Source organism: Kocuria rhizosphaerae, from assembly GCF_044462265.1.
In the GTDB taxonomy this organism is placed as follows: Bacteria; Actinomycetota; Actinomycetes; order Actinomycetales; family Micrococcaceae; genus Kocuria; species Kocuria rhizosphaerae.
Window position 1 is genome coordinate 1 of record NZ_JBISWL010000153.1, and the last position, 18,662, is coordinate 18,662.

An 18,662-nucleotide genomic window follows, 5' to 3' on the forward strand; every position below is an offset into this window, starting at 1 on the left:
CGGATCCGCGCCGCCGACGGCGTGGACGAGGATCCCCCGATCCCCGTGACACCGTCCGTCCCGTGGCGGAGCGGAGCTCGCGCACACGAGCGTGCGCAGTCACCCTACCCCGCCGGGCCGGCGCTCCGGAGCGGGCCGGCCCGGCGGGGCGTCGTCAGCCCTCCCGGCCGGCGTCGTCCGTGGCCGCCGCCTGCTCCTCGCCCGGAGCCTCGTGGATGACGAGGACGGGACAGTGGGCGTGCGCCACGCACGCGGAGCTGACCGAGCCCATGAGCAGCCCCTGGAAACCGCCGTGGCCGCGGCGACCGACCACCAGCATCGCGGCGTCCTCGCTCTCGCGCACGAGCACCTTGGAGGGATGGCCGAAGACCACGGTCGTGCTCAGCCCGTCCGGGACCCGGTCCCCGAAGGCCTTCCGGACCGACTCGTCCACGTGCTTGCGCGCCAGGTCGTCGAAGTGGTCGTCCTTGAAGTGGACGAAGTTCACGTACTCCGGGGGGTTCTCCCACGCACCGACCACCTTCAGCCGGGCGTCGTAGGCGGGTGCCAGGCGCGCGGCCCAGCGCAGCGCCTCCACGGACTGCTCGGAGCCGTCGACCCCGACGACGATCGTTCCTCCCGTGCCGTGCTCCATGACGTCTCCTCTGCTCTCGTGACCACTGTGCCGTGCCCTGCGTCCCGTTGGCCGGGTGCGGCTGCGTCCGGCGCGTCCGCACCGGTTGTCGCCCGGTCCGGGTCCGCCGTGTCCAGTATCGCCGTGTCCAGTATCACAGAGGCGGCAGCGCCACGCTCACAGATGCGACAGGATGACCGAGCTGCGCGTGTGGTTCACCCCCTTCCACTCCCGGATGCGCACCATGACCTCCTCCAGGTGTGCGGTGTTGCGCGCACGGATGAGGAAGATCCCGTCCGCCTCCCCGGTCACCGTGTAGGCGTCGGTCACCTCCGCGATCCCGGCTGCCATCGTGCGCATCATCGACGGCGACAGGCCCCCGTCACAGTGCAGCTCCACGAAGGCCTCGATGTTCCAGCCCCGCACGGACCGGTCGATCTCGGCCGTGAAACGCTTGATCGCCCCGCTCTCGCGCAGGGCGTCCACCCGCCGCTTGACCGCCGGCGCGGAGAGCCCCACGCGCTGGCCGATGGCCGCGAAACTCCGGCGACTGTCCAGCTCCAACTCCGCAATGATGTGTTGGTCGATCTCGTCGACACGCAATGATTCGTCCCTCCGGAGGATGGTTTCGGATTCGATGACTCACTATCCAGCCGGTAGACTTTGGATGTCAACGGTTGTCAGCACTTGACAGCACCGACACCCCTCTCCCTCCTCCCGAAAGGTGGATTCTCCATGGCCTTCCTCATCTTCGGTCTGCCCGTCGTCCTGTTCACCGCCATCGGCCGCGCGGCGGCCCCGGCCCGCCCCGCCTCCGGCGTTCTCGGCCGGCTCGGGCAGGACCTCGCCCGCGGTCTGCGCGTCTGCGCGATGACCGCCCCGCAGCACCTCACGGCCGGCTCCGCCGCCCCGCGCGCCGGCCGCTGAGCCCCCCGCCCGGGATCGGCGTCCGCGCCCCGTCGCGGGCCCGGCTCCGGCGCCGGGGCCTCCCCCGCCACCTCGAGGGGCCGCGGCTTCCGCAAGATCGCACATCCGCCGACACGCGTGTCTGTTGCCAACGGGCCTCCCACGCGGTGTAGTTAGCGAATGGCGATCATTCAAGCGGTACCCATGTCCCCGGTGACGGAGCAAGTCGGCTGGCTCGCCGAGATCGACCGTGCGATCAACGCGGCCTTCGCACCCATCACCGAAGTCTTCTCGACCATCGTGTTCTTCCCCATCACCATCGGGGAGATCAGTTTTCCGGCAGTGGTCGCGTGGTTGATCGCGGCCGGTGTCATCGTCACCATCTACCTCGGGTTCATCCAGTTCCGCGGGCTCGGGGTCTCCTTCGACGTCGTGCGCGGGAAGTTCTCCGCCAAGGACGACCCCGGCGAGGTCCCCCACTTCCAGGCGCTGACCTCGGCGCTGTCCGGGACCGTGGGCCTGGGCAACATCGCCGGCGTGGGTGCCGCCATGGCCCTGGGCGGCCCCGGAGCCACGTTCTGGATGATCTGCGCGGGGCTGCTCGGCATGGCCACCAAGTTCGCCGAGTGCACCCTGGGCGTGAAGTACCGGCAGGTGCACGAGGACGGCACCGTCAGCGGCGGGCCCTTCCGGTACCTGCCCGTGGCGTTCGCCAAGTTCGGCAGGATCCCCGCCAAGATCCTCACCGGCATCTTCGCCGTCGCGATCCTGTTCTTCGGCGCGGCCGGCGGCAACATGTTCCAGGCCAACCAGACCTTCGCCCAGGTCCAGAACGTCACGGGCGGGGCCGACGGCTTCCTGGGCAGCGCCGGTGCGGCACTGATCTTCGGCATCGTCCTGGCGATCATGGTCGGCCTGGTCATCATCGGCGGCATGAAGTCGATCGGCGCGACCACCAGCCGCCTCGTGCCCGCCATGGGCGTCGTCTACGTCATCGCCTGCCTGACCGTGATCCTCGTGAACTTCAACCAGGTGCCTGGCGCGATCGGCCAGATCATCGACGGCGCCTTCTCCCCCGAGGGCATGGCCGGCGGCGTCCTGGGCGTCATGATCGTCGGCTTCCAGCGGGCCGCGTTCTCCAACGAGGCGGGTCTCGGCTCGGCCCCGATCGCCCACTCCGCCGTCAAGACCCGCCGCCCCGTCAGCGAGGGCTTCGTCGCCCTGTTCGAACCGCTCGTGGACACCGTGGTCATCTGCACCATGACGGCACTGGCGATCATCATCGCCGGGGCCCCGAGCCTCCAGGCCGGGATCGACCAGGTCCAGGCCGGTGAGGGCGCCCCCGACGGCGTCATCCTCACCTCGGACGCCTTCGCCACCGTGATCCCCTGGTTCCCGATCATCCTGGCCATCGCGGTGGTCCTGTTCGCGTTCTCCACGCTCATCACCTGGTTCTACTACGGCCTCAAGGCGTGGGAGTTCCTCTTCGGCCGCAGCCGGACCAGCGACAACATCTTCCGTGGTCTCTACCTGTTCTTCACCGTCGCCGGCACCGTGCTCACGTTCAGCGAGGTCATCGCCTTCTCCGACGCCGCCCTGTTCCTCTGCGCGTTCGTCAACCTCCTGGGCGTCTACATGCTGCTGCCCGTGATCAAGAAGGAGATGAAGGAGTACCTGGCCGACCGGAGGAGCGGCAAGCTGCACAAGCTCGGCGTCGAGCCGGAGGACCGCCGGTCCGCCCGCCGGCGGGGATAGTCCCGCTCCCCGCACCGCTGACCGCCGACGCCGCCCGGTCCTCCGTCCGAGGACCGGGCGGCGGCGTCGTCGTGGGCCCGGCACCGGCGTCCGGCACCGCACCCGGGGAGCCGCCTACCCGGCGCCGACCTCGTCCGGCTCCTCGTCGGTGTCCGCCTCGGCCGCGGTCAGGACGCGGTCCAGGATGCGAGCGTACGGCAGCTGGAAGTGGTCGACGCCTTCCCGGTAGCGGATGCGGGCGTGGTCGTAGCCCTGCCGTTCGTACCACGCGTGACCGGCGCGCGCCGCCGAGAGGGCGTCGAAGCGGGCCCGCGGATCATCTCCGTCGTCGGCCGTGCCCACGTCCCAGCGCAGCCTGAGCTCGCGCAGCTGCGAACGGGTCGGTTCCGCGGAGGCACGCTCGGGCGCCTCACCGCCGGCCATCATGACCGCCCCGCCACCGGGAAGCAGGTCGACGTGGTCGGCGAGCAGCTCCTGGCTGATGAACTGCGCACCGCCCGAGTAGCCGGTCAGCCAGGTGCGGGAACGGTCGACGTCGTAGTCCACGAGCACCCGTTCCTCCATCAGGGCGCGGAACCAGGCGGCGTTGCGGTCGCGGTGCTCCCACCAGGTGGCCTCGCCGTCGGTGTCCGGGGTGCGCGGCACCACGAGCAGCATGTTGTGCCGGAGGGCGACCTCCGCCATGCACGAGAGGCTGTACTGGGGGTTGTCGTACTCGAAGGCGCCGTCCCCGTGCAGGTGGAGGACCACACCCACCGGGCGCGACCAGTCCAGGCCCTCGGCGAGCACGTGGTAGCCGCTGGTGACGCCGGCGTGCTCGAAGTCCAGGCCGAACCGGTCCGTGGTCTCCGCGCCGGGGCCGAAGGCGTCCCTGCCGAACAGGCCCCGGTCGGCCGGGCGGCCGGGATCACGGGTCGTCACCCGGACGCCGTCGAGGCCCCACCGCGTGCAGGAGACCGTCTCCGGGGCCTCCGTCACCGGGGACTCCGGGGTCCTGCCGACGAGCACCGCCACGACCGCCAGCAGGAGCAGCACGAGCAGCAGCGCACCCGTGACGAGCCACCGCGTGCGCCGCCGCAGCCGGGGCACGGCACCGCGGTGACGGTGGTGCCGACGCCGCCGCCGGAGCAGGCGGTCACGGAGGCGGATCTGTCGGGTCACCCCGCCATCTTACGGACGACCTCCTGGAAGAACGCCGCACGGGGCCGCCGGCGCCGGTCAGCCGGGCAGACCCACGTGGACCCGCCCGTCGCGCAGCTCCACCGGGTGCACCGGGAGGGCGGGCCCGTCGCCGCTCAGGCACGTGCCGGTCGCGAGGTCGTAGACCTCCTTGTGCAGCGGCGAGGCCACCGTCACCGCCTCGCCCCGGGAGCCCAGGATGCCCCGGGCCATGACGTGCGCGCCGGTCCGCGGGTCGCGGTGGTCGGCGGCGAGCACCGTCGTGGCGTCCACGCGGTACAGGGCGATCTGCCGGCCGGCGATCCGGGCGGCCTCCCCCCACAGGGGCTCGAGGTCGGTCAGCGCGCACACGTCGTACCAGACGGTCTCCGGGGCGCGGGTGAGGGACTCCGGGAAGGTGATTGTCATGCGGGCCTCCTGCTGCTGCGGGCCGGCCGGGAACCTCCGGCCGGTCGTCGACGTCGTCCTCGACGTTAGGCGGGCCCGGTAACGCGCGGGCGGCGGCCCCGTTTCGCTCCCGTCAATGCTCGCTCACACCCGGCGGGAGCACCGGTGAGGGAACCGAAAAGCCCCCGGAACGGCGGGGCAATCCGGGAGCAATGCCCCCTGCCTAGAGTCGGACACGACGCCCCAGCCGCTCCCCAGTTCCCGGAGGTTCCCGTGCCGCGCTCCCCCTTCAGCCCGCAGCACCCCCAGCACGTCGTCGTCGTGGGCGGCGGCCCGGCCGCGCACCGCTTCGCGGAGGCCGTGCTCTCGGCGGACGACCACCACGTGCGCCTGACCGTCCTGGCCGACGAGCCGTGGCTGCCCTACGACCGGGTCCAGCTCTCCAAGGCCCTGACCGGGCCCGAGGGCGAGGTCGACCTCACGCTCGGCGGCGGAACCGTGTGGCAGGACCCCCGCGTCGAGCTCCGCCGGGGAGTGGAGGCACGCGAGATCGACCCCGGCGCCCGCACCGTCACGGGTGCGGACGGCTCCGTGGTCCACTACGACGAGCTCGTCCTGGCCACCGGCTCCGACGCCGCTCGCCTCGACGTCCCGGGCGCCCACCACGCCTTCGTGTTCCGCACCCTCGACGACGTCGCCGGCATGCGCGCCGAGGTCGAACGGCTGCGGGCCCTGTACGGCCGCACCCCGCGCGGAGCGGTGATCGGCGGCGGCCTGCTCGGCCTGGAGGCCGCGGGCGGCCTCCAGGAGCTCGGCGCCGAGGCGACCGTGGTGCACTCCCGCAAGTGGCTCATGAACGCCCAGCTGGACGAGGGCGCCGGCCGCTCCCTGAACGCCCTGATCTCGGCGCGCGGGGTGCGCCTGCACCTGGGCGAGCGCCCCGCCGGCATCGGGCTGCGCAAGGCCGACGGGGAGGTGTGCTCGGTCGAGTTCCGGGACTCCGCGGACCTCGAGGCGGACATGGTGGTCGTGGCCACCGGCATCCGGGCCCGCGACCGCCTCGCCTACAACGCCGGGATCGCGACCGCGCCCCGCGGCGGCGTGGTCATCGACGAGGCGTGCCGCACCTCGGCCGAGCACGTGTGGGCGATCGGCGAGGTGGCCTCCTGGAACGGGGAGTGCATCGGCCTCGTGGCGCCGGCCAACACCATGGCCGAGATCGTGGCCGACCGGCTGGCGGGCGGGCGCTCCACGTTCGACGGCTTCGACACCGCGACCAAGCTCAAGCTCTCCGGGGTGGACGTCGCCTCCTTCGGCGACGCCTACGGGGAGACCGAGGACTGCCTCGAGGTCGTCTACGCGGACCCGGCCCGGGGGCTGTACCAGAAGATCGTCGTCACGCAGGACGCCAGGACGCTGCTGGGCGGGGTGTTCGTGGGCGACGCCGAGCCCTACAACGGGCTGCGGCCGCTGCTGGGCCGGGAGCTGCCCGCCGAGCCGGGTGCCTACCTCTCGGCCTCCGGCGGGGAGGCCCCGGCCGGGGACCTGCCCGACGACGCCGTGCTGTGCTCCTGCAACAACGTGACCACCGGGTCGGTGCGCGAGCAGATCGCGTGCGGCGTCCACGAGATCGGCGCGCTGAAGACGTGCTCGCGGGCCGGCACCCAGTGCGGCTCCTGCATCCCGATGCTCAAGAAGACCCTCGACCAGGAGCTCACCAAGGCCGGCGTCGAGGTCTCGACGGCCCTGTGCGAGCACTTCGAGCTGTCCCGGGCCGAGCTGTTCGAGGCCGTCCGGGCCCTGGACCTGTCCTCCTGGGACGAGGTCGTCGGGCGCTTCGGCACCGGCCTGGGCTGCGACCTCTGCAAGCCCGCCGTCGCCTCCATCCTCGCCTCCCAGCGCGACGAGTACGTGCTGGACTCCGGCCGCGGCGCCCTCCAGGACACGAACGACCGGGCCCTGGCCAACATGCAGAAGGACGGCACGTACTCGGTGGTCCCGCGCGTGCCGGCCGGGGAGATCACCCCCGACAAGCTCATCGTGCTGGGCGAGGTCGCCAAGAAGTACGGCCTCTACACCAAGATCACCGGCGCCCTGCGCGTGGACATGTTCGGCGCCCGCCTCGAGCAGCTGCCCGAGATCTGGAAGGAGCTCGTGGACGCGGGCTTCGAGTCCGGGCAGGCCTACGGCAAGGCCCTGCGCAACGTGAAGTCCTGCGTCGGCTCGACCTGGTGCCGCTACGGCGTCCAGGACTCCGTGGGCATGGCGATCCGGCTGGAGCTGCGCTACCGGGGCCTGCGCTCCCCCCACAAGTTCAAGATGGGCGTCTCCGGCTGTGCCCGCGAGTGCGCCGAGGCCCGCGGCAAGGACGTGGGCGTCATCTCGACCACCGACGGCTGGAACCTCTACACGGGCGGCAACGGGGGCGCCACGCCGGCCCACGCCGAGCTGCTGGCCCAGGGCCTGGACGACGAGACCCTCGTCCGCTACATCGACCGGTACCTCATGTACTACATCCGCACCGCGGACCGGATGCAGCGCACCGCCCGGTGGCAGGAGGAGCTCGACGGCGGGATCGACCACGTGCGCGCCGTCGTCGTCGAGGACTCCCTGGGCATCGGCGAGGAGCTGGAACAGGCCATGGCCCGCCACGTCGACCGCTACGAGGACGAGTGGGCCGCGACGCTCAAGGACCCGGAGCGGCTGCGCCGCTTCCGCTCCTTCGTCAACGACGCAGCCCCGGACGACTCCGCGGACTACGTGATCGAGCGGGGCCAGCGCCGCCCGGCGACCGACGAGGAGCGCGCGGCCGCCGAGGCCGGCGACGGCCCCGTGCTGCTGACCGGGCCGCGCATCCCCCTGCGCGAGGGCGCCTCCCCCGCCGGGGTGTGAGGCGGCCGCTCCGCGCCGCCGGAACGCCGCGTGCCGGCGGCCCCGGGAACATTGTGAGGTGCCGGAAACACCGGGAAACACGCCGGTCACACGGCGGCCATAGCCTCGATCCATGACCCTCGAACAACCCGCGCCCGAGATCGGCGAGCTGACCGGCTTCCGGGTGGGCGTGACCGCCCACCGCCGCGCCGGCGACTTCATCGCCGCCCTGGAGCGCCGCGGCGCGCAGGTGGTGCACGCGCCCGCCCTGATGATCTCGCCCGCCGAGGAGGACACCCGCGTCGTCGAGGACACCCGCGCCCTGCTGGCCCACCGCCCCGAGGTCGTCGTCGTCACCACCGCCTACGGGCTGCGCCGGTGGTTCGAGGCGGCCGACGCGGCCGGTCTCGGCGAGGACCTGCGCGACGCGTTCCGCGCCGCGCGCGTCATCGCCCGTGGGGCCAAGGCTCGGGGCCAGGTGCTCGCGTTCGAGCTCGAGGACGCGGAGGTCCCGGCGGAGGAACGCACCGCGTCGGTGGTCGACCGGCTGCTCGCCGACGGCGTGGCCGGCGCCCGCGTGGCCGTGCAGCTGCACGGACTGACCGACGAGATCCAGCTGCAGCGGCTCGTGGCGGCCGGGGCGCACGTGGACACGGTCGCCCCCTACCGCTGGCTCTCCGCCGACGACGGCGAGCGCCTGCCCGGCCTCATCCGGGACGTGTGCGACCGCCGTATCGACGTGCTGACGTTCACGGCGGCCCCCGCGGTGGACTCCCTGTTCAGCACCGCCCAGGAGCTGGGCCGCTACGACGAGCTGGTGGAGGCCCTGCGCACGGACGTCACGGCCGCCGTGGTGGGCCCGGTGTGCGCCGGTCCGCTCCTGGAGGCCGGCGTCGAGCCGCTGGTGCCGGAGCGGTTCCGGCTGGGCGCCCTCGTGCGCACCGTGTGCACCCACCTCGCGGAGGAGCGCACCTTGACCGTGGCCACCCGCTGGGGGACCCTGCGGCTGATGAGCACGGGCACCGCCCTGGAGGACGTCTTCGTCCCTCTGTCGGACGCGCAGGTCGCCGTGCTGCGGGCGCTCGTGGAGTCCCCCGGGGCCGTGGTCTCCCGCGCCCAGCTGCTGTGCGCGGTGCCGGGCCTGGACACGGAGCACGCCCTCGAGATGGTCATCTCCCGGCTGCGGAAGGCGCTGCCCGCTCCGCTCGTCTCCACCGTGATCAAGCGCGGCTACCGCCTGGAGGTCTGAGTCCCGCGGTCATCCGCCCGGGTCGCGGCCCCCGGCCCCCCACCCCTCGCACCACCACCCGCCCAGTCCCCCACCTCGTCGCAAGCCCCCACAAGGTCGCGGGTGGGGACTTGCGAGCACACGGGGGGCTCGGCCAGGACAGGCCGGAGACGCGAGCGCAGGCGGCGGACTACACGGCCACGCCCCGGTGCGCCTCGATGATCCGGGCCACCGCCGACCTGCACCCGCCGCACCCGGTGCCGGCCCGGGTGGCGCAGCCGACCTCCTCGACGGTCGCGGCGCCCTCGTCCACGGCGTCCGCGATCCGGCCCATCGACACGCCGGCGCAGTGGCAGACCGTGGACTCCGGGGTCAGCCGGCTCTCGGTGCCCTCCGCGTCCGGGCCGTCGAGGCGCAGCAGCACGCTCGGGTCCTCCGGCACCGGCTCGCCGCGGTCGTGGAGCAGCCCGATCCCGGCCGCGGAGCGGGGCAGGCCCAGCACGATGTAGCCCTCGAGGCTGCGGTCCGGGCCCAGCACGAGCTTGGCGTAGGTGCCGGCGGCGCCGTCGGCCCACTGCACCACGGACCCGCCACCCGGCCGGGGCTCCCACGGGACGCCGCCGACCTCCCCGGCGGAGGCCAGCTCGAGCTGGTGCGCCTTGAGCCGCACGGCCGCGGCGGGGCCCTCGGTCAACGGTGCGAGCACAGTGGTCCCCCCGCCGGCCACGGCCTCGAGCTCGGCGCGGAAGCGGGAGGCGAGCCACTCCGCCTGTCGCCAGCCCGGGCCCACGAGACCGGAGGGTCCCCGGCCCTCCCGGCCCGGGCAGACCTGGCAGGACGGGTCCTTGCACAGCACCTCGGCGCAGTCGCCGACCGCGAACACGCGCTGCTCGACGTCCGCCTCGAGCTCGTGGTTGACCACGACGCCGCGACCCGTGCGCAGCCCCGCGCCCTCGGCGAGCTCGGTGCGCGCCGTGACGCCGATGGACAGCAGCAGCAGCTCCCCGGGCACCTCGCGGCCGTCCTCGAGGAGCAGCCCGCGGAAGCGGCGGTCCCCGTCGAGGAGGACCTCCCGGGCCTGGGCGCCTGAGACGACGCCGACGCCGGCGTCCTCGAGCGCCCGGCCCACGAGCGCGCCCCCGGGGCCGTCCAGCGACCGGGTCATCACCCAGGGCGCGTGGTGGACCACCGTCACGGGGCAGCCGGCCTCGCCGGCCGCCAGCGCGGCCTCGAGCCCCAGCACCCCGCCGCCGAGGACGACGACGCGCCCACGGCGCTCGACGACGTCGCGCACGACCCGGGCGTCGTCGAGGTCCCGCAGGGCGGTGACCCCCGCCGGGAGGTGCGCGTAGGCGGCCGGGTCCGGGTTGATCCCGCGCAGCACGGGCAGGTTGGGCCGGGCGCCCGTGGCCATTACCAGGCGGTCGTAGCCGAGGTCCCGCTCCTCCCCCGTGGTGCGGTCGGAGAGCCGCAGGCGCCGGCGCGAGCGGTCGACGCGGGTCACGTCGGTCCCGAGGAGCACGTCCACCCCGGCGGCGGCGAGCGCCGCCGGGTCCGAGAGCCCCATCGCCGCCCGCTCCGTCCGGCCCATCGCGTGCTCGCCCACGAGCACCCGGTTGTAGGCGGGTTCCGCCTCGCCGCCGATCACGGTCAGCCGGACGGCACCGGCGGCGGCGAGATCGGCGACGTCGTCGACGAAGCGCGACGCCACGGGCCCGTAGCCGATCACGACCACGTGCTCGCCGGGCTGCAGGGGGGTCCCGACCGAGCGGTGGGGGCGGTGCATGGTCATCGGGTCATCTCCTCGGGGTCGATCGCCCGGACGGTCACGGATCCGGCCTTGAACTCGGGCATGGACGAGACGGGGTCCACGGCCGCCGAGGACACGAGCTTGTTGGCGGTCTGGTTCCCGGCGTAGTGGAAGGGCAGGAACACGGTGTCCGGGCGGATGTCGGAGCTGAGCAGGGCCAGCGCCACCGCTCTGCTGCGGGCGCTGGTCAGCTCCACCGCGGCCCCGTCCCGGATGCCGAGGGACGCCGCGGTGGCCGGGTGGATCTGCATCATCGACTCGGGCTTGGCCTCGTGCAGCGAGCGGACCCGGCGGGTCTGGTTGCCGGACTGGTAGTGCTCCAGGTACCGGCCGGTGATCAGGGTCAGGGTGCCGGGCCGGTGCAGCGGCTCGCGGCGGTGGGCCTGAGGACTCGGGTCCACCGCCCGGCCCGCCGCGCGCTCCCGGACGGGGACGAGCACGGCCCGTCCGTCCGGGTGGGCGAAGCGGTCGAGGAAGACCCGCGGCGTGCCCGTCGAGCCCTCGGCGGGGAACGGCCAGTAGCAGGCCTCGCCGGCGTCCAGGGCGGCCCAGCCGATCCCGGAGTAGTCGGCCTTCCCGCCGGCGGAGGCCCGGCGCAGCTCCTCGAAGACCACGTGCGGGTCGGGGCTGAACGTCCCGCGGGCCCCGAGCCGGCCGGCGAGCTCGGCCATGATCCACAGTTCGTCCCGGGCCCCGGGGGGCGGGTCGACCGCGCGCCGGCGGCGCAGCACCCGGCCCTCGAGGTTGGTCATGGTGCCCTCCTCCTCGGCCCACTGCAGGACCGGCAGGACGAGGTCGGCGAACTCCGCGGTCTCGGAGAAGAAGAAATCGCAGACCACCAGGAAGTCCAGGGCCTGCAGCCCCCGGACCACGGCGTCGGAGTCGGGGGCGCCGATCACGACGTTGGAGCCGTTGACCCACAGGCAGCGCACCCCGTGCTCGGTGCCGAGGGTGGTCAGCAGCTCCACCGCGGGCACCCCCGGCCCGGGCAGGTCCTCCGGGTCCACGCCCCACACGCCCGCCACGTGCTTCCGGGCGGCGGGGTCCGTGATCATGCGGTAGCCGGGCAGCTGGTCGGCCTTCTGGCCGTGCTCGCGTCCGCCCTGTCCGTTGCCCTGGCCGGTCAGGGTTCCCCACCCGGAGCCCTCGACGCCCGGCAGCCCCAGGAGCAGGGCCAGGTTGATCGCCGCCGTCGCGGTGTCGGTGCCGTCGACGTGCTGCTCGACGCCCCGCCCGGTGAGCACGTACGTGCCCCTCCGCCGGCGGGCGAGCAGCCGTGCCGCACGCCGGATCCGCTCGGCCGGCACACCCGTGACCTGCTCGACCCGCTCCGGCCACCACGCGCTGACGGTCGGCGCGAAGGACTCGAGGCCTCTCGTGCGCCGGGCCAGGTAGTCCCGGTCGGCCAGTCCCTCCTGCAGGACCACGTGGGCCAGGCCGAGGAGCAGGACGAGGTCCGAGCCGGGGGTGGGCTGCAGGTGGAGCCCACCCCCGTCCTCGGTCATCCGCGCCGTGGCGGTGCGGCGGGGGTCGACCACGACCAGCCCCCCGTGCCGCTTCGCGTGGTCGAGGTGCTGGACGAAGGGCGGCATCGTCTCGGCCGGGTTCGTGCCCAACAGCAGCACGGTGTGGGCGTCGTCGAGATCGGTCACGGGGAACGGCAGCCCGCGGTCCAGGCCCAGGGAGCGGTTGGCCGCCGCCGCGGCGGAGGACATGCAGAACCGGCCGTTGTAGTCGATGCGGGAGGTCCCCAGGGCCACGCGCGCGAACTTCCCCAGCTGGTAGGCCTTCTCGTTGGTCAGCGACCCGCCGCCGAAGACCCCCACCCCGTCGCGGCCGTACCGTTCCCGGGCTCCCAGGAACTCCGCGGCCATCCGGTCCAGCGCCACGTCCCAGGAGACCTCCTGGAAGGCTCCGTCCGGCCCGCGCAGCAGCGGCGCGGTCAGCCGCGACGGGTCGGCGAGCAGCTCCGCGGAGGTCCACCCCTTCCGGCACATGCCGCCCCGGTTCACGGGGAACTCCCGTCCCCCGACCTCGGGGAATCCCTGCGCCGCGGCGGTGTCCGACCCGGTGTCCAGGGTCATGGCGCACTGCAGGGCGCAGTAGGGGCAGTGGGTCGCAACCTGGGCCATTCGTGCTGCTCCTTCCGGAAGCGTGGGGTGGGGCGGGTCTGCTCAGATGTGGCTGTCGCCCATCTCGGTGCCCTTGCGCAGGTAGCAGAACCACGTCACGGCCAGCGCCACCACGTAGAAGGCCACGAACCCGTAGAACGCCGAGCTGTAGGCGCCCGTGGTCGTGTTCGAGAGGTTGAGCGCCTGCGGAATCATGAACCCGCCGTAGGCTCCCACCGCCCCGATCAGGCCCAGCGCCGCCGAGGCCTTGCGCTCGGTGGAGACGGCCACGTCCACCTGCCGGCGCAGGCCCAGCACCCGGTAGATCGAGGGGATCATGCGGTACGTCGACCCGTTGCCCATGCCCGCTGCGGTGAACAGCAGGAGGAACAGGCCGAGGAAGAGCCAGAAGCTGGCCAGCGGCAGCGTGATCACCACGGCCAGCGCGAGCAGCGCCATGACGGCGAAGACCGCGACGGTCATCGGGGCCCCGCCGAAGCGGTCCGCGAGCCTCCCGCCCCAGGGGCGGGAGACGGAGCCGACCAGCGGACCCATGAACGCCAGCGACAGTGCCGCGGCGCCCACGCTGAAGGACGAGAACTCCGGGAAGGTGTCCGCGATCAGCTTCGGGAACACGGAGGAGAAGCCGATGAAGGACCCGAAGGTGCCGACGTAGAGGAAGGACATGATCCAGAAGTGCGGCTCCTTGACCGTGGCCAGGGACCCCGCGACGTCGCCCTTGGCGTGGGAGAGGTTGTGCATGTACTTCCGGGCGCCCCACGCGGCGAAGAGGATGAACGGCACCCACAGCCACCCTGCGAGCGGGAGGTCCAGCGCACCGGCGGCCAGGACCGTCACGGCGATCGGGACGAGCAGCTGGGCCACCGCCGTGCCGACGTTGCCGCCGGCCGCGTTGAGCCCGAGGGCGTAGCCCTTCTCCCGCACCGGGTAGAAGTACGTGATGTTGGCCATCGAGGACGCGAAGTTGCCGCCGCCGAAGCCCGCCGTGGCCGCCAGCAGGAGCATGAGGCCGAACGGGGTGCCCGGGTCGGACACCGCGAGCGCCAGCCCCACGGTGGGGACCAGCAGGAGCAGCGCCGAGACGATCGTCCAGTTCCGGCCCCCGAAGCGGCCGACCATGAAGGTGTACGGGATGCGCAGCGTGGCGCCGACGAGCGACGGGATGGAGAGCAGCCAGAAGATCTGGGAGGTGCTGAAGTCGAAGCCCGCCTGCGGCAGGTAGATCACCGTGATGGCCCACAGCTGCCAGACCGCGAAGCCCAGGAACTCGGCGAAGATGGACCACTTGAGGTTGGTGCGGGCGATCGGCCGGCCGGTGCTCTCCCAGAAGTCGGGATCCTCCGGGCGGTAGCCGTCCAGCCAGCGGCCGGGCCGCTCGCGCAGCGCGAGCGGCGGCGGGGCCGTGGGCGTCGGGGACGCCGTGGTCGACGGGTCGGGATGCAGCTCGTGGCTCACGGAGGACCTCCTGCAGGTGACGGGGCGGAGCACGGCGGCGTCGGCGTGCGTTGCCCTCACGCTAGGAACCGCGTGTTTCCGCACCGGACGGCAGGCGTAACGGCTCGGTGCACTTTCACTCACAGGCCCGTCCGCGGCGTGTGAGGAAACGGCAACCTTCATGACCCGGGCCGGCGCCTCCGTGCGCCGTGCGACCCTTGTCACTTCTCCCGCCGAGTCCCCCCGGCCCCGCACCGGCCCCCGCCGAGCCCCCACGGCCCCGCACCGGCCCCCGCCGACCCCCCACGATCTCGTTCCCTCTGCACGCCGACGCCCCACGCCCGCGCGCCCGCCGGCGTCGACTCCCCAGGCCGCTCGCAGTTCCCCAAACCGCCGCTTGGGGAACTGCGACCGGTTTGGGAGGTCGGCCGGCAGCACACGGCCGGGCAGCACACGGCCGGGCAGCACACGGGCGGCAGCGGACCGCGGAGGGCAACGGAGGCCCGAAGCCGGACGACCCGGACCAGCGGTCACGGAGCGGCAGACCTGACTCGCTCAGCGGGGGCGCCGCGCACGGACCGGCACGAGGGCCCGGCGGTCAGGCCACCGAGCGGCAGCGGCAGGCCTGACTCGCGGAGCGGGGGCGCCGTGCACGGACCGGCACGAGGGCCCGGCGGTCAGGCCACGGAGCGGTAGCGGGAGACCACCACGTCCACGAGCTCGGCGGGAACGTCCCCCTCCGGCACGGCCAGGGGCTCGGCGTCGACGTCGGCGCCCGCCCCGTGGGACTGGTCCAGGAAGAACCCCGGCGCCAGCAGGTAGTTGGCGACGACGACGCGGCCGCCCTCGGCGAGGGACCCACGGGCGGCGGAGACGGCCTCGGCCACGCGGGGACGCGCGGCCGCCAGGTAGGACACGGTCACGGGCCGGCCGAGCTCCTCGCCGAGCAGCTCGGCCATCGCGGCGCAGTCGACCACGGCGCGGCGGTCGGAGGAGCCGGCGGTGGCGAGGACCACGGCGTCGCGCTCCCCCAGCGGCGCCCCGGCCCGCTCACAGGCCTCGTGCACCCGCCGGGCGAGCAGGCGGGCCAGCGCCCGGTCGGGTCCGAGGGCGCCCGAGACACGGTGCTGCTCGTCGGCGGCCACGGCCTCGGCCACGTCCACGTAGACGTGATAGCCCGCGGAGAGCAGCAGCGGCACGACCACGGCCGGACGCCCGGCGTACTCCTCCGTGCGCTCGGCGAGGTCGGGCGTCTGGACGTCCACCCACGTGGGAACCACCTCGACGCCGGGCAGGCGGGCGGCGACGGCGTCCACGAGACGTTGCACGGCGGTGCGGCCCGCCGGGGAGCGGGTGCCGTGGGCGCAGGCGAGCAGGACGGGGTTCTCGGTTCCGGTCATGCCCGACAGCCTACGATCGTGCGTCCGGATGGTCGGCGCGGGGCGGGCCAGGGGTGAGAGACTGTCATGTGACGTCACCGTGCAACGGTGCCGTAACACGGATGTCGCACCCTTGGAGGGGAACCACTGACACCCCGCGGTGTCCCCGACCCCGCCAGCCCCCCTGTGGAGGACCGCATGCTCCTGACCGCCGACCTCACCGACGTCCCGGTGCTCGTCCTCGGCGACCCGGCCGACGCCCGGCGTGCCCACCACCGGTACACCGCCGCAGGAGCCGAGGTCCGTGCCGTCGCCGACCCGGCCGAGCTCGGCCCCGCCGCCCTCGAGGGCGTCGCCCTCGCCGTGATCGTCGGCACGGCGCTGCGGCGCTGGCGCGACGCCCTCGACCGGGCCGGCGCCAGGGTGCCGGTCGTCCAGGAACCGGCCGCCCGGCCCGGCGGGCGGGTCACCCTCGTGGGCGGCGGCCCCGGTGCGGACGACCTGCTGACCGTGCGCGCCGTGCAGGCCCTGCAGGACGCGGACGTGGTCTTCGTGGACCGGCTGGCCCCGTCCGGTGCCGTGGACCTGGTGGCACCCGGCGCCGAGGTCGTGCCCGTGGGCAAGACCCCGGGCCACCACCCGGTGCCGCAGTCGCGGATCCAGGAGCTCATGGTCGAGCACGCCCTCGCCGGCCGGGCCGTGGTCCGGCTCAAGGGCGGGGACCCCTACGTCTTCGGCCGCGGCGCCGAGGAGCTCGCCGCGTGCGCGGCCCACGGCATCCCCGTGGACGTCGTGCCGGGCATCACCAGCGCGGTCTCCGTGCCGGGGGCGGCCGGGATCCCCGTGACGTTCCGGGACGTGAGCCGCATGTTCACCGTCGCCTCCGGCCACGTGCCGTTCTCCGAGGCCGAGCTCGCGCACTTCGCGGGGCTGGGCGCCGCCGGCGGGACCCTGGTGGTGCTCATGGGCGTCGCCAACCTCCCCCACCTCGTGGCCGGGCTCGTGCGCGCCGGAGCGGACCCTGCGACCCCGCTCGCGGTCGTGGAACGCGGATTCACCCAGCGGCAGCGCTCTACGGTCAGCACGCTCGCACGCGCAGTGGAGGACTGCGCGGCGGCCGGCTGCGGCTCGCCCGCCGTCGTCGTCGTCGGCCCGGTCGTGCGCCTGGCGACCGCGGAGCGGGACGCGTTCCTGGCGGAGGTGACGGCTCATGGCTGCTGAGAACCTGCCGCTGGCCGGCCGCGTCATCGGCGTCACGGCCCACCGCCGCGCCGAGGACCAGATCTCGGCCCTCGAGCGCCGCGGGGCGCGGGTGATCCACGCCCCCGCCCTGCGCGTGGAGCCCGTCGACGAGGACTCCGGCCTGGCCGCGGCCTCCCGTGCCATGTTCGAGGCCCGTCCCGACCTCGTCCTGCTGACCACCGGCTACGGCTTGCGCCGCTGGCACGAGGCCGCCGAGGCCCAGGGCTTCGACGCCGACCTGCTCGTGTGCCTGCGCGAGGCCTCCGTGTACGTGCGCGGGCCCAAGGGCCGGGGCGCGGTGCGCGGGCTGGGGCTCGAGGACGCCGGGATGTCGGCGGACGAGACCACGCAGGGGCTCGTGGACCTCGTGCTCGCCGAGCACGACGGCGACCTCTCCGGGCGCACGGTCGGCCTGCAGCTGCACGGGATCGCGGACGCGGCGCAGCGTCGGCGGCTCACCGACGCCGGCGCCCGCGTGCTGACCGTGACGCCCTACCGGTGGGCCCCCGCCGACGACGCCGGGCAGGTGCCGGTGCTGGTGCGCGAGGCCGCGGCCGGGCGGGTGGACGCCGTGACGTTCACCGCCGCCCCGGCCGTGGACGCCCTGTTCAGCACGGCGGAGGAGATCGGCCTGCACGAGCAGCTGCTGGACGCGTTCCGGCACGGCATGCTCGCCGCGACCGTCGGGCCCGTCACCGCCGCGCCGCTCGAGGAGCTCGGGCTGGAGCCGCTCGTGCCCGAGCGGTTCCGGATGGGCGCCATGCTCAAGCAGCTCACGGACGCCCTGGCCGACCGGGGTGCGGCGGAGGAGCGGCGGTAGCCCGCGACGTCCTCAGGCCTCGACGTGGGTCGCGGGCCGGCCCTCGCCCACGGTGGCCACGAGGTCCGCGGCGAGCCGGCGCAGCTTGACATTGCGGTGGCTCGAGGCGGCCTTCAGCACGGCGAAGGCCTCCTCCTGGGTGCAGCGGTTCTGGCCCATGACGATGCCGACCGCCAGATCGATGACGGTGCGCGAGGCCATCGCGGCGGCCAGGTCCGTCTCCGCCTCGCGGTGCCGTGAGACCCGGACCGCCAGGCGCAGGGCGCGGGAGGCCACGAGCACCTCGCGGCACACGGCCGCGACGGCGTCCTCGTCGTGGGCGTGCGCGCGGGGGGCGTACAGGTTGAGGGCCGCACACCCGTCGCCACCGAGGTCGAACGGCACCGCGAGCACGGAGCGGACGCCCTCCTGCGCCGCGATCCGCCCGTAGCCGGGCCACCTCGGGTCCTCGAGCACGTCGGGGATGCTGACGACCACGTGCTCGCGCGCGGCGGTGAGGCACGGCCCCTCCGAGAAGCGGTACTGGACCTCGTCGAGGGCCGCGGCGCGGCGGGCCGAGGAGGCGACGGTCGCGGGCCTGCGGTCCCGCAGCAGGGTGACCGTGCACCACATCTCGTCGCCGTCCTGGACGAGCCGGGCGGCCGTGCTGCGGGTGAAGTCCTGCAGGAAGCCGGTGAGGTCGGCGCTGGTCAGGAGCAGGTCCTGCAGCTCGTCGGCGGCGGTGCTGCCGGGGTGGGCCGTCATGGGGAGTCCGTCCGTCGCGCGTCCGGTCCACCGTGCGCGGTCCGGGGCCGACACGTGGAAGCGCCGGCTCCTCCAGGGTACGCCGGGTGCACCGCGGCGGGCCCGGCTCTGCAGGGCCCGCGCAGGGGCTGGGCGAGCGGGCCCGCGGGGGCGCGCAGGCCC

15 protein-coding genes are annotated in these 18,662 nt (G+C 74.1%); 6 read left to right on the forward strand and 9 right to left on the reverse strand.

Annotated elements, in window-relative coordinates; all coding sequences use genetic code 11:
* Window positions 1-154: 154 nt before the first annotated feature.
* Both ACH9EU_RS17890 and ACH9EU_RS17895 read right to left on the reverse strand, forming a co-directional pair.
* On the reverse strand, window positions 155-634 hold the full coding sequence (locus tag ACH9EU_RS17890) for a universal stress protein (RefSeq protein ID WP_396415258.1): 480 nt from the start codon (window positions 632-634) through the stop codon (window positions 155-157).
* Between the two features lie 156 nt (window positions 635-790).
* Complete coding sequence (locus ACH9EU_RS17895) at window positions 791-1,216, reverse strand: AsnC family transcriptional regulator (RefSeq protein WP_396415259.1); 426 nt, start codon at window positions 1,214-1,216, stop codon at window positions 791-793.
* Between the two features lie 132 nt (window positions 1,217-1,348).
* On the opposite strand from ACH9EU_RS17895, the gene ACH9EU_RS17900 reads away from it, so the two are divergent.
* Together ACH9EU_RS17900 and ACH9EU_RS17905 are read left to right on the forward strand one after the other, a co-directional pair.
* Window positions 1,349-1,540 (forward strand): hypothetical protein, encoded by a 192-nt coding sequence (locus ACH9EU_RS17900; protein WP_396415260.1) that lies wholly within the window; start codon window positions 1,349-1,351, stop codon window positions 1,538-1,540.
* A 183-nt stretch (window positions 1,541-1,723) separates the two neighbouring features.
* Window positions 1,724-3,274, forward strand: coding sequence for an amino acid carrier protein (locus ACH9EU_RS17905; protein ID WP_396415261.1), 1,551 nt, complete (start codon window positions 1,724-1,726; stop codon window positions 3,272-3,274).
* Between the two features lie 114 nt (window positions 3,275-3,388).
* On the opposite strand, the gene ACH9EU_RS17910 is transcribed toward ACH9EU_RS17905, so the two are convergent.
* Both ACH9EU_RS17910 and nirD read right to left on the reverse strand, forming a co-directional pair.
* The gene (locus ACH9EU_RS17910; protein WP_396415262.1) at window positions 3,389-4,435 is read right to left on the reverse strand and encodes a hypothetical protein; all 1,047 of its coding nucleotides are present in this window, start codon (window positions 4,433-4,435) and stop codon (window positions 3,389-3,391) included.
* A 57-nt stretch (window positions 4,436-4,492) separates the two neighbouring features.
* Window positions 4,493-4,861: a nitrite reductase small subunit NirD gene (nirD, locus tag ACH9EU_RS17915; RefSeq protein ID WP_396415263.1), complete on the reverse strand. Its 369-nt coding sequence runs from the start codon at window positions 4,859-4,861 to the stop codon at window positions 4,493-4,495.
* A 252-nt stretch (window positions 4,862-5,113) separates the two neighbouring features.
* Between nirD and nirB the strand changes: the two genes are divergently transcribed.
* Window positions 5,114-7,732 carry a nitrite reductase large subunit NirB gene (gene nirB, locus ACH9EU_RS17920; protein WP_396415264.1) on the forward strand — a complete coding sequence of 873 codons (2,619 nt, stop codon included), beginning with the start codon at window positions 5,114-5,116 and terminating at the stop codon, window positions 7,730-7,732.
* Between the two features lie 112 nt (window positions 7,733-7,844).
* Window positions 7,845-8,960 (forward strand): uroporphyrinogen-III synthase, encoded by a 1,116-nt coding sequence (locus tag ACH9EU_RS17925; RefSeq protein WP_396415265.1) that lies wholly within the window; start codon window positions 7,845-7,847, stop codon window positions 8,958-8,960.
* 169 nt (window positions 8,961-9,129) lie between these two features.
* On the opposite strand, the gene ACH9EU_RS17930 is transcribed toward ACH9EU_RS17925, so the two are convergent.
* From ACH9EU_RS17930 to ACH9EU_RS17945, 4 genes are all read right to left on the reverse strand, one after another.
* Window positions 9,130-10,731 carry an FAD-dependent oxidoreductase gene (locus ACH9EU_RS17930; RefSeq protein ID WP_396415266.1) on the reverse strand — a complete coding sequence of 534 codons (1,602 nt, stop codon included), beginning with the start codon at window positions 10,729-10,731 and terminating at the stop codon, window positions 9,130-9,132.
* Window positions 10,728-12,881, reverse strand: a complete 2,154-nt coding sequence (locus tag ACH9EU_RS17935; protein WP_396415267.1) for a molybdopterin-dependent oxidoreductase — start codon at window positions 12,879-12,881, stop codon at window positions 10,728-10,730. Before ACH9EU_RS17935 ends, ACH9EU_RS17930 begins: the two co-directional genes overlap by 4 nt.
* A gap of 42 nt (window positions 12,882-12,923) precedes the next feature.
* On the reverse strand, window positions 12,924-14,336 hold the full coding sequence (locus tag ACH9EU_RS17940; RefSeq protein WP_396415268.1) for an MFS transporter: 1,413 nt from the start codon (window positions 14,334-14,336) through the stop codon (window positions 12,924-12,926).
* A gap of 656 nt (window positions 14,337-14,992) precedes the next feature.
* Entirely contained in the window at window positions 14,993-15,715 is a 723-nt protein-coding gene (locus tag ACH9EU_RS17945) for a CbiX/SirB N-terminal domain-containing protein (protein WP_396415269.1), read from the reverse strand.
* A 177-nt stretch (window positions 15,716-15,892) separates the two neighbouring features.
* Here ACH9EU_RS17945 and cobA point away from each other — a divergent pair, with 177 nt between their 5' ends.
* Complete coding sequence (gene cobA, locus ACH9EU_RS17950) at window positions 15,893-16,915, forward strand: uroporphyrinogen-III C-methyltransferase (protein ID WP_396415270.1); 1,023 nt, start codon at window positions 15,893-15,895, stop codon at window positions 16,913-16,915.
* Window positions 16,905-17,756, forward strand: a complete 852-nt coding sequence (locus tag ACH9EU_RS17955) for a uroporphyrinogen-III synthase (protein WP_396415271.1) — start codon at window positions 16,905-16,907, stop codon at window positions 17,754-17,756. Before cobA ends, ACH9EU_RS17955 begins: the two co-directional genes overlap by 11 nt.
* A 12-nt stretch (window positions 17,757-17,768) precedes the next feature.
* Here the strand turns inward: ACH9EU_RS17955 and ACH9EU_RS17960 are convergent, their stop codons facing one another.
* Window positions 17,769-18,500 carry an ANTAR domain-containing protein gene (locus ACH9EU_RS17960; RefSeq protein WP_396415272.1) on the reverse strand — a complete coding sequence of 244 codons (732 nt, stop codon included), beginning with the start codon at window positions 18,498-18,500 and terminating at the stop codon, window positions 17,769-17,771.
* Window positions 18,501-18,662 lie beyond the last annotated feature (162 nt).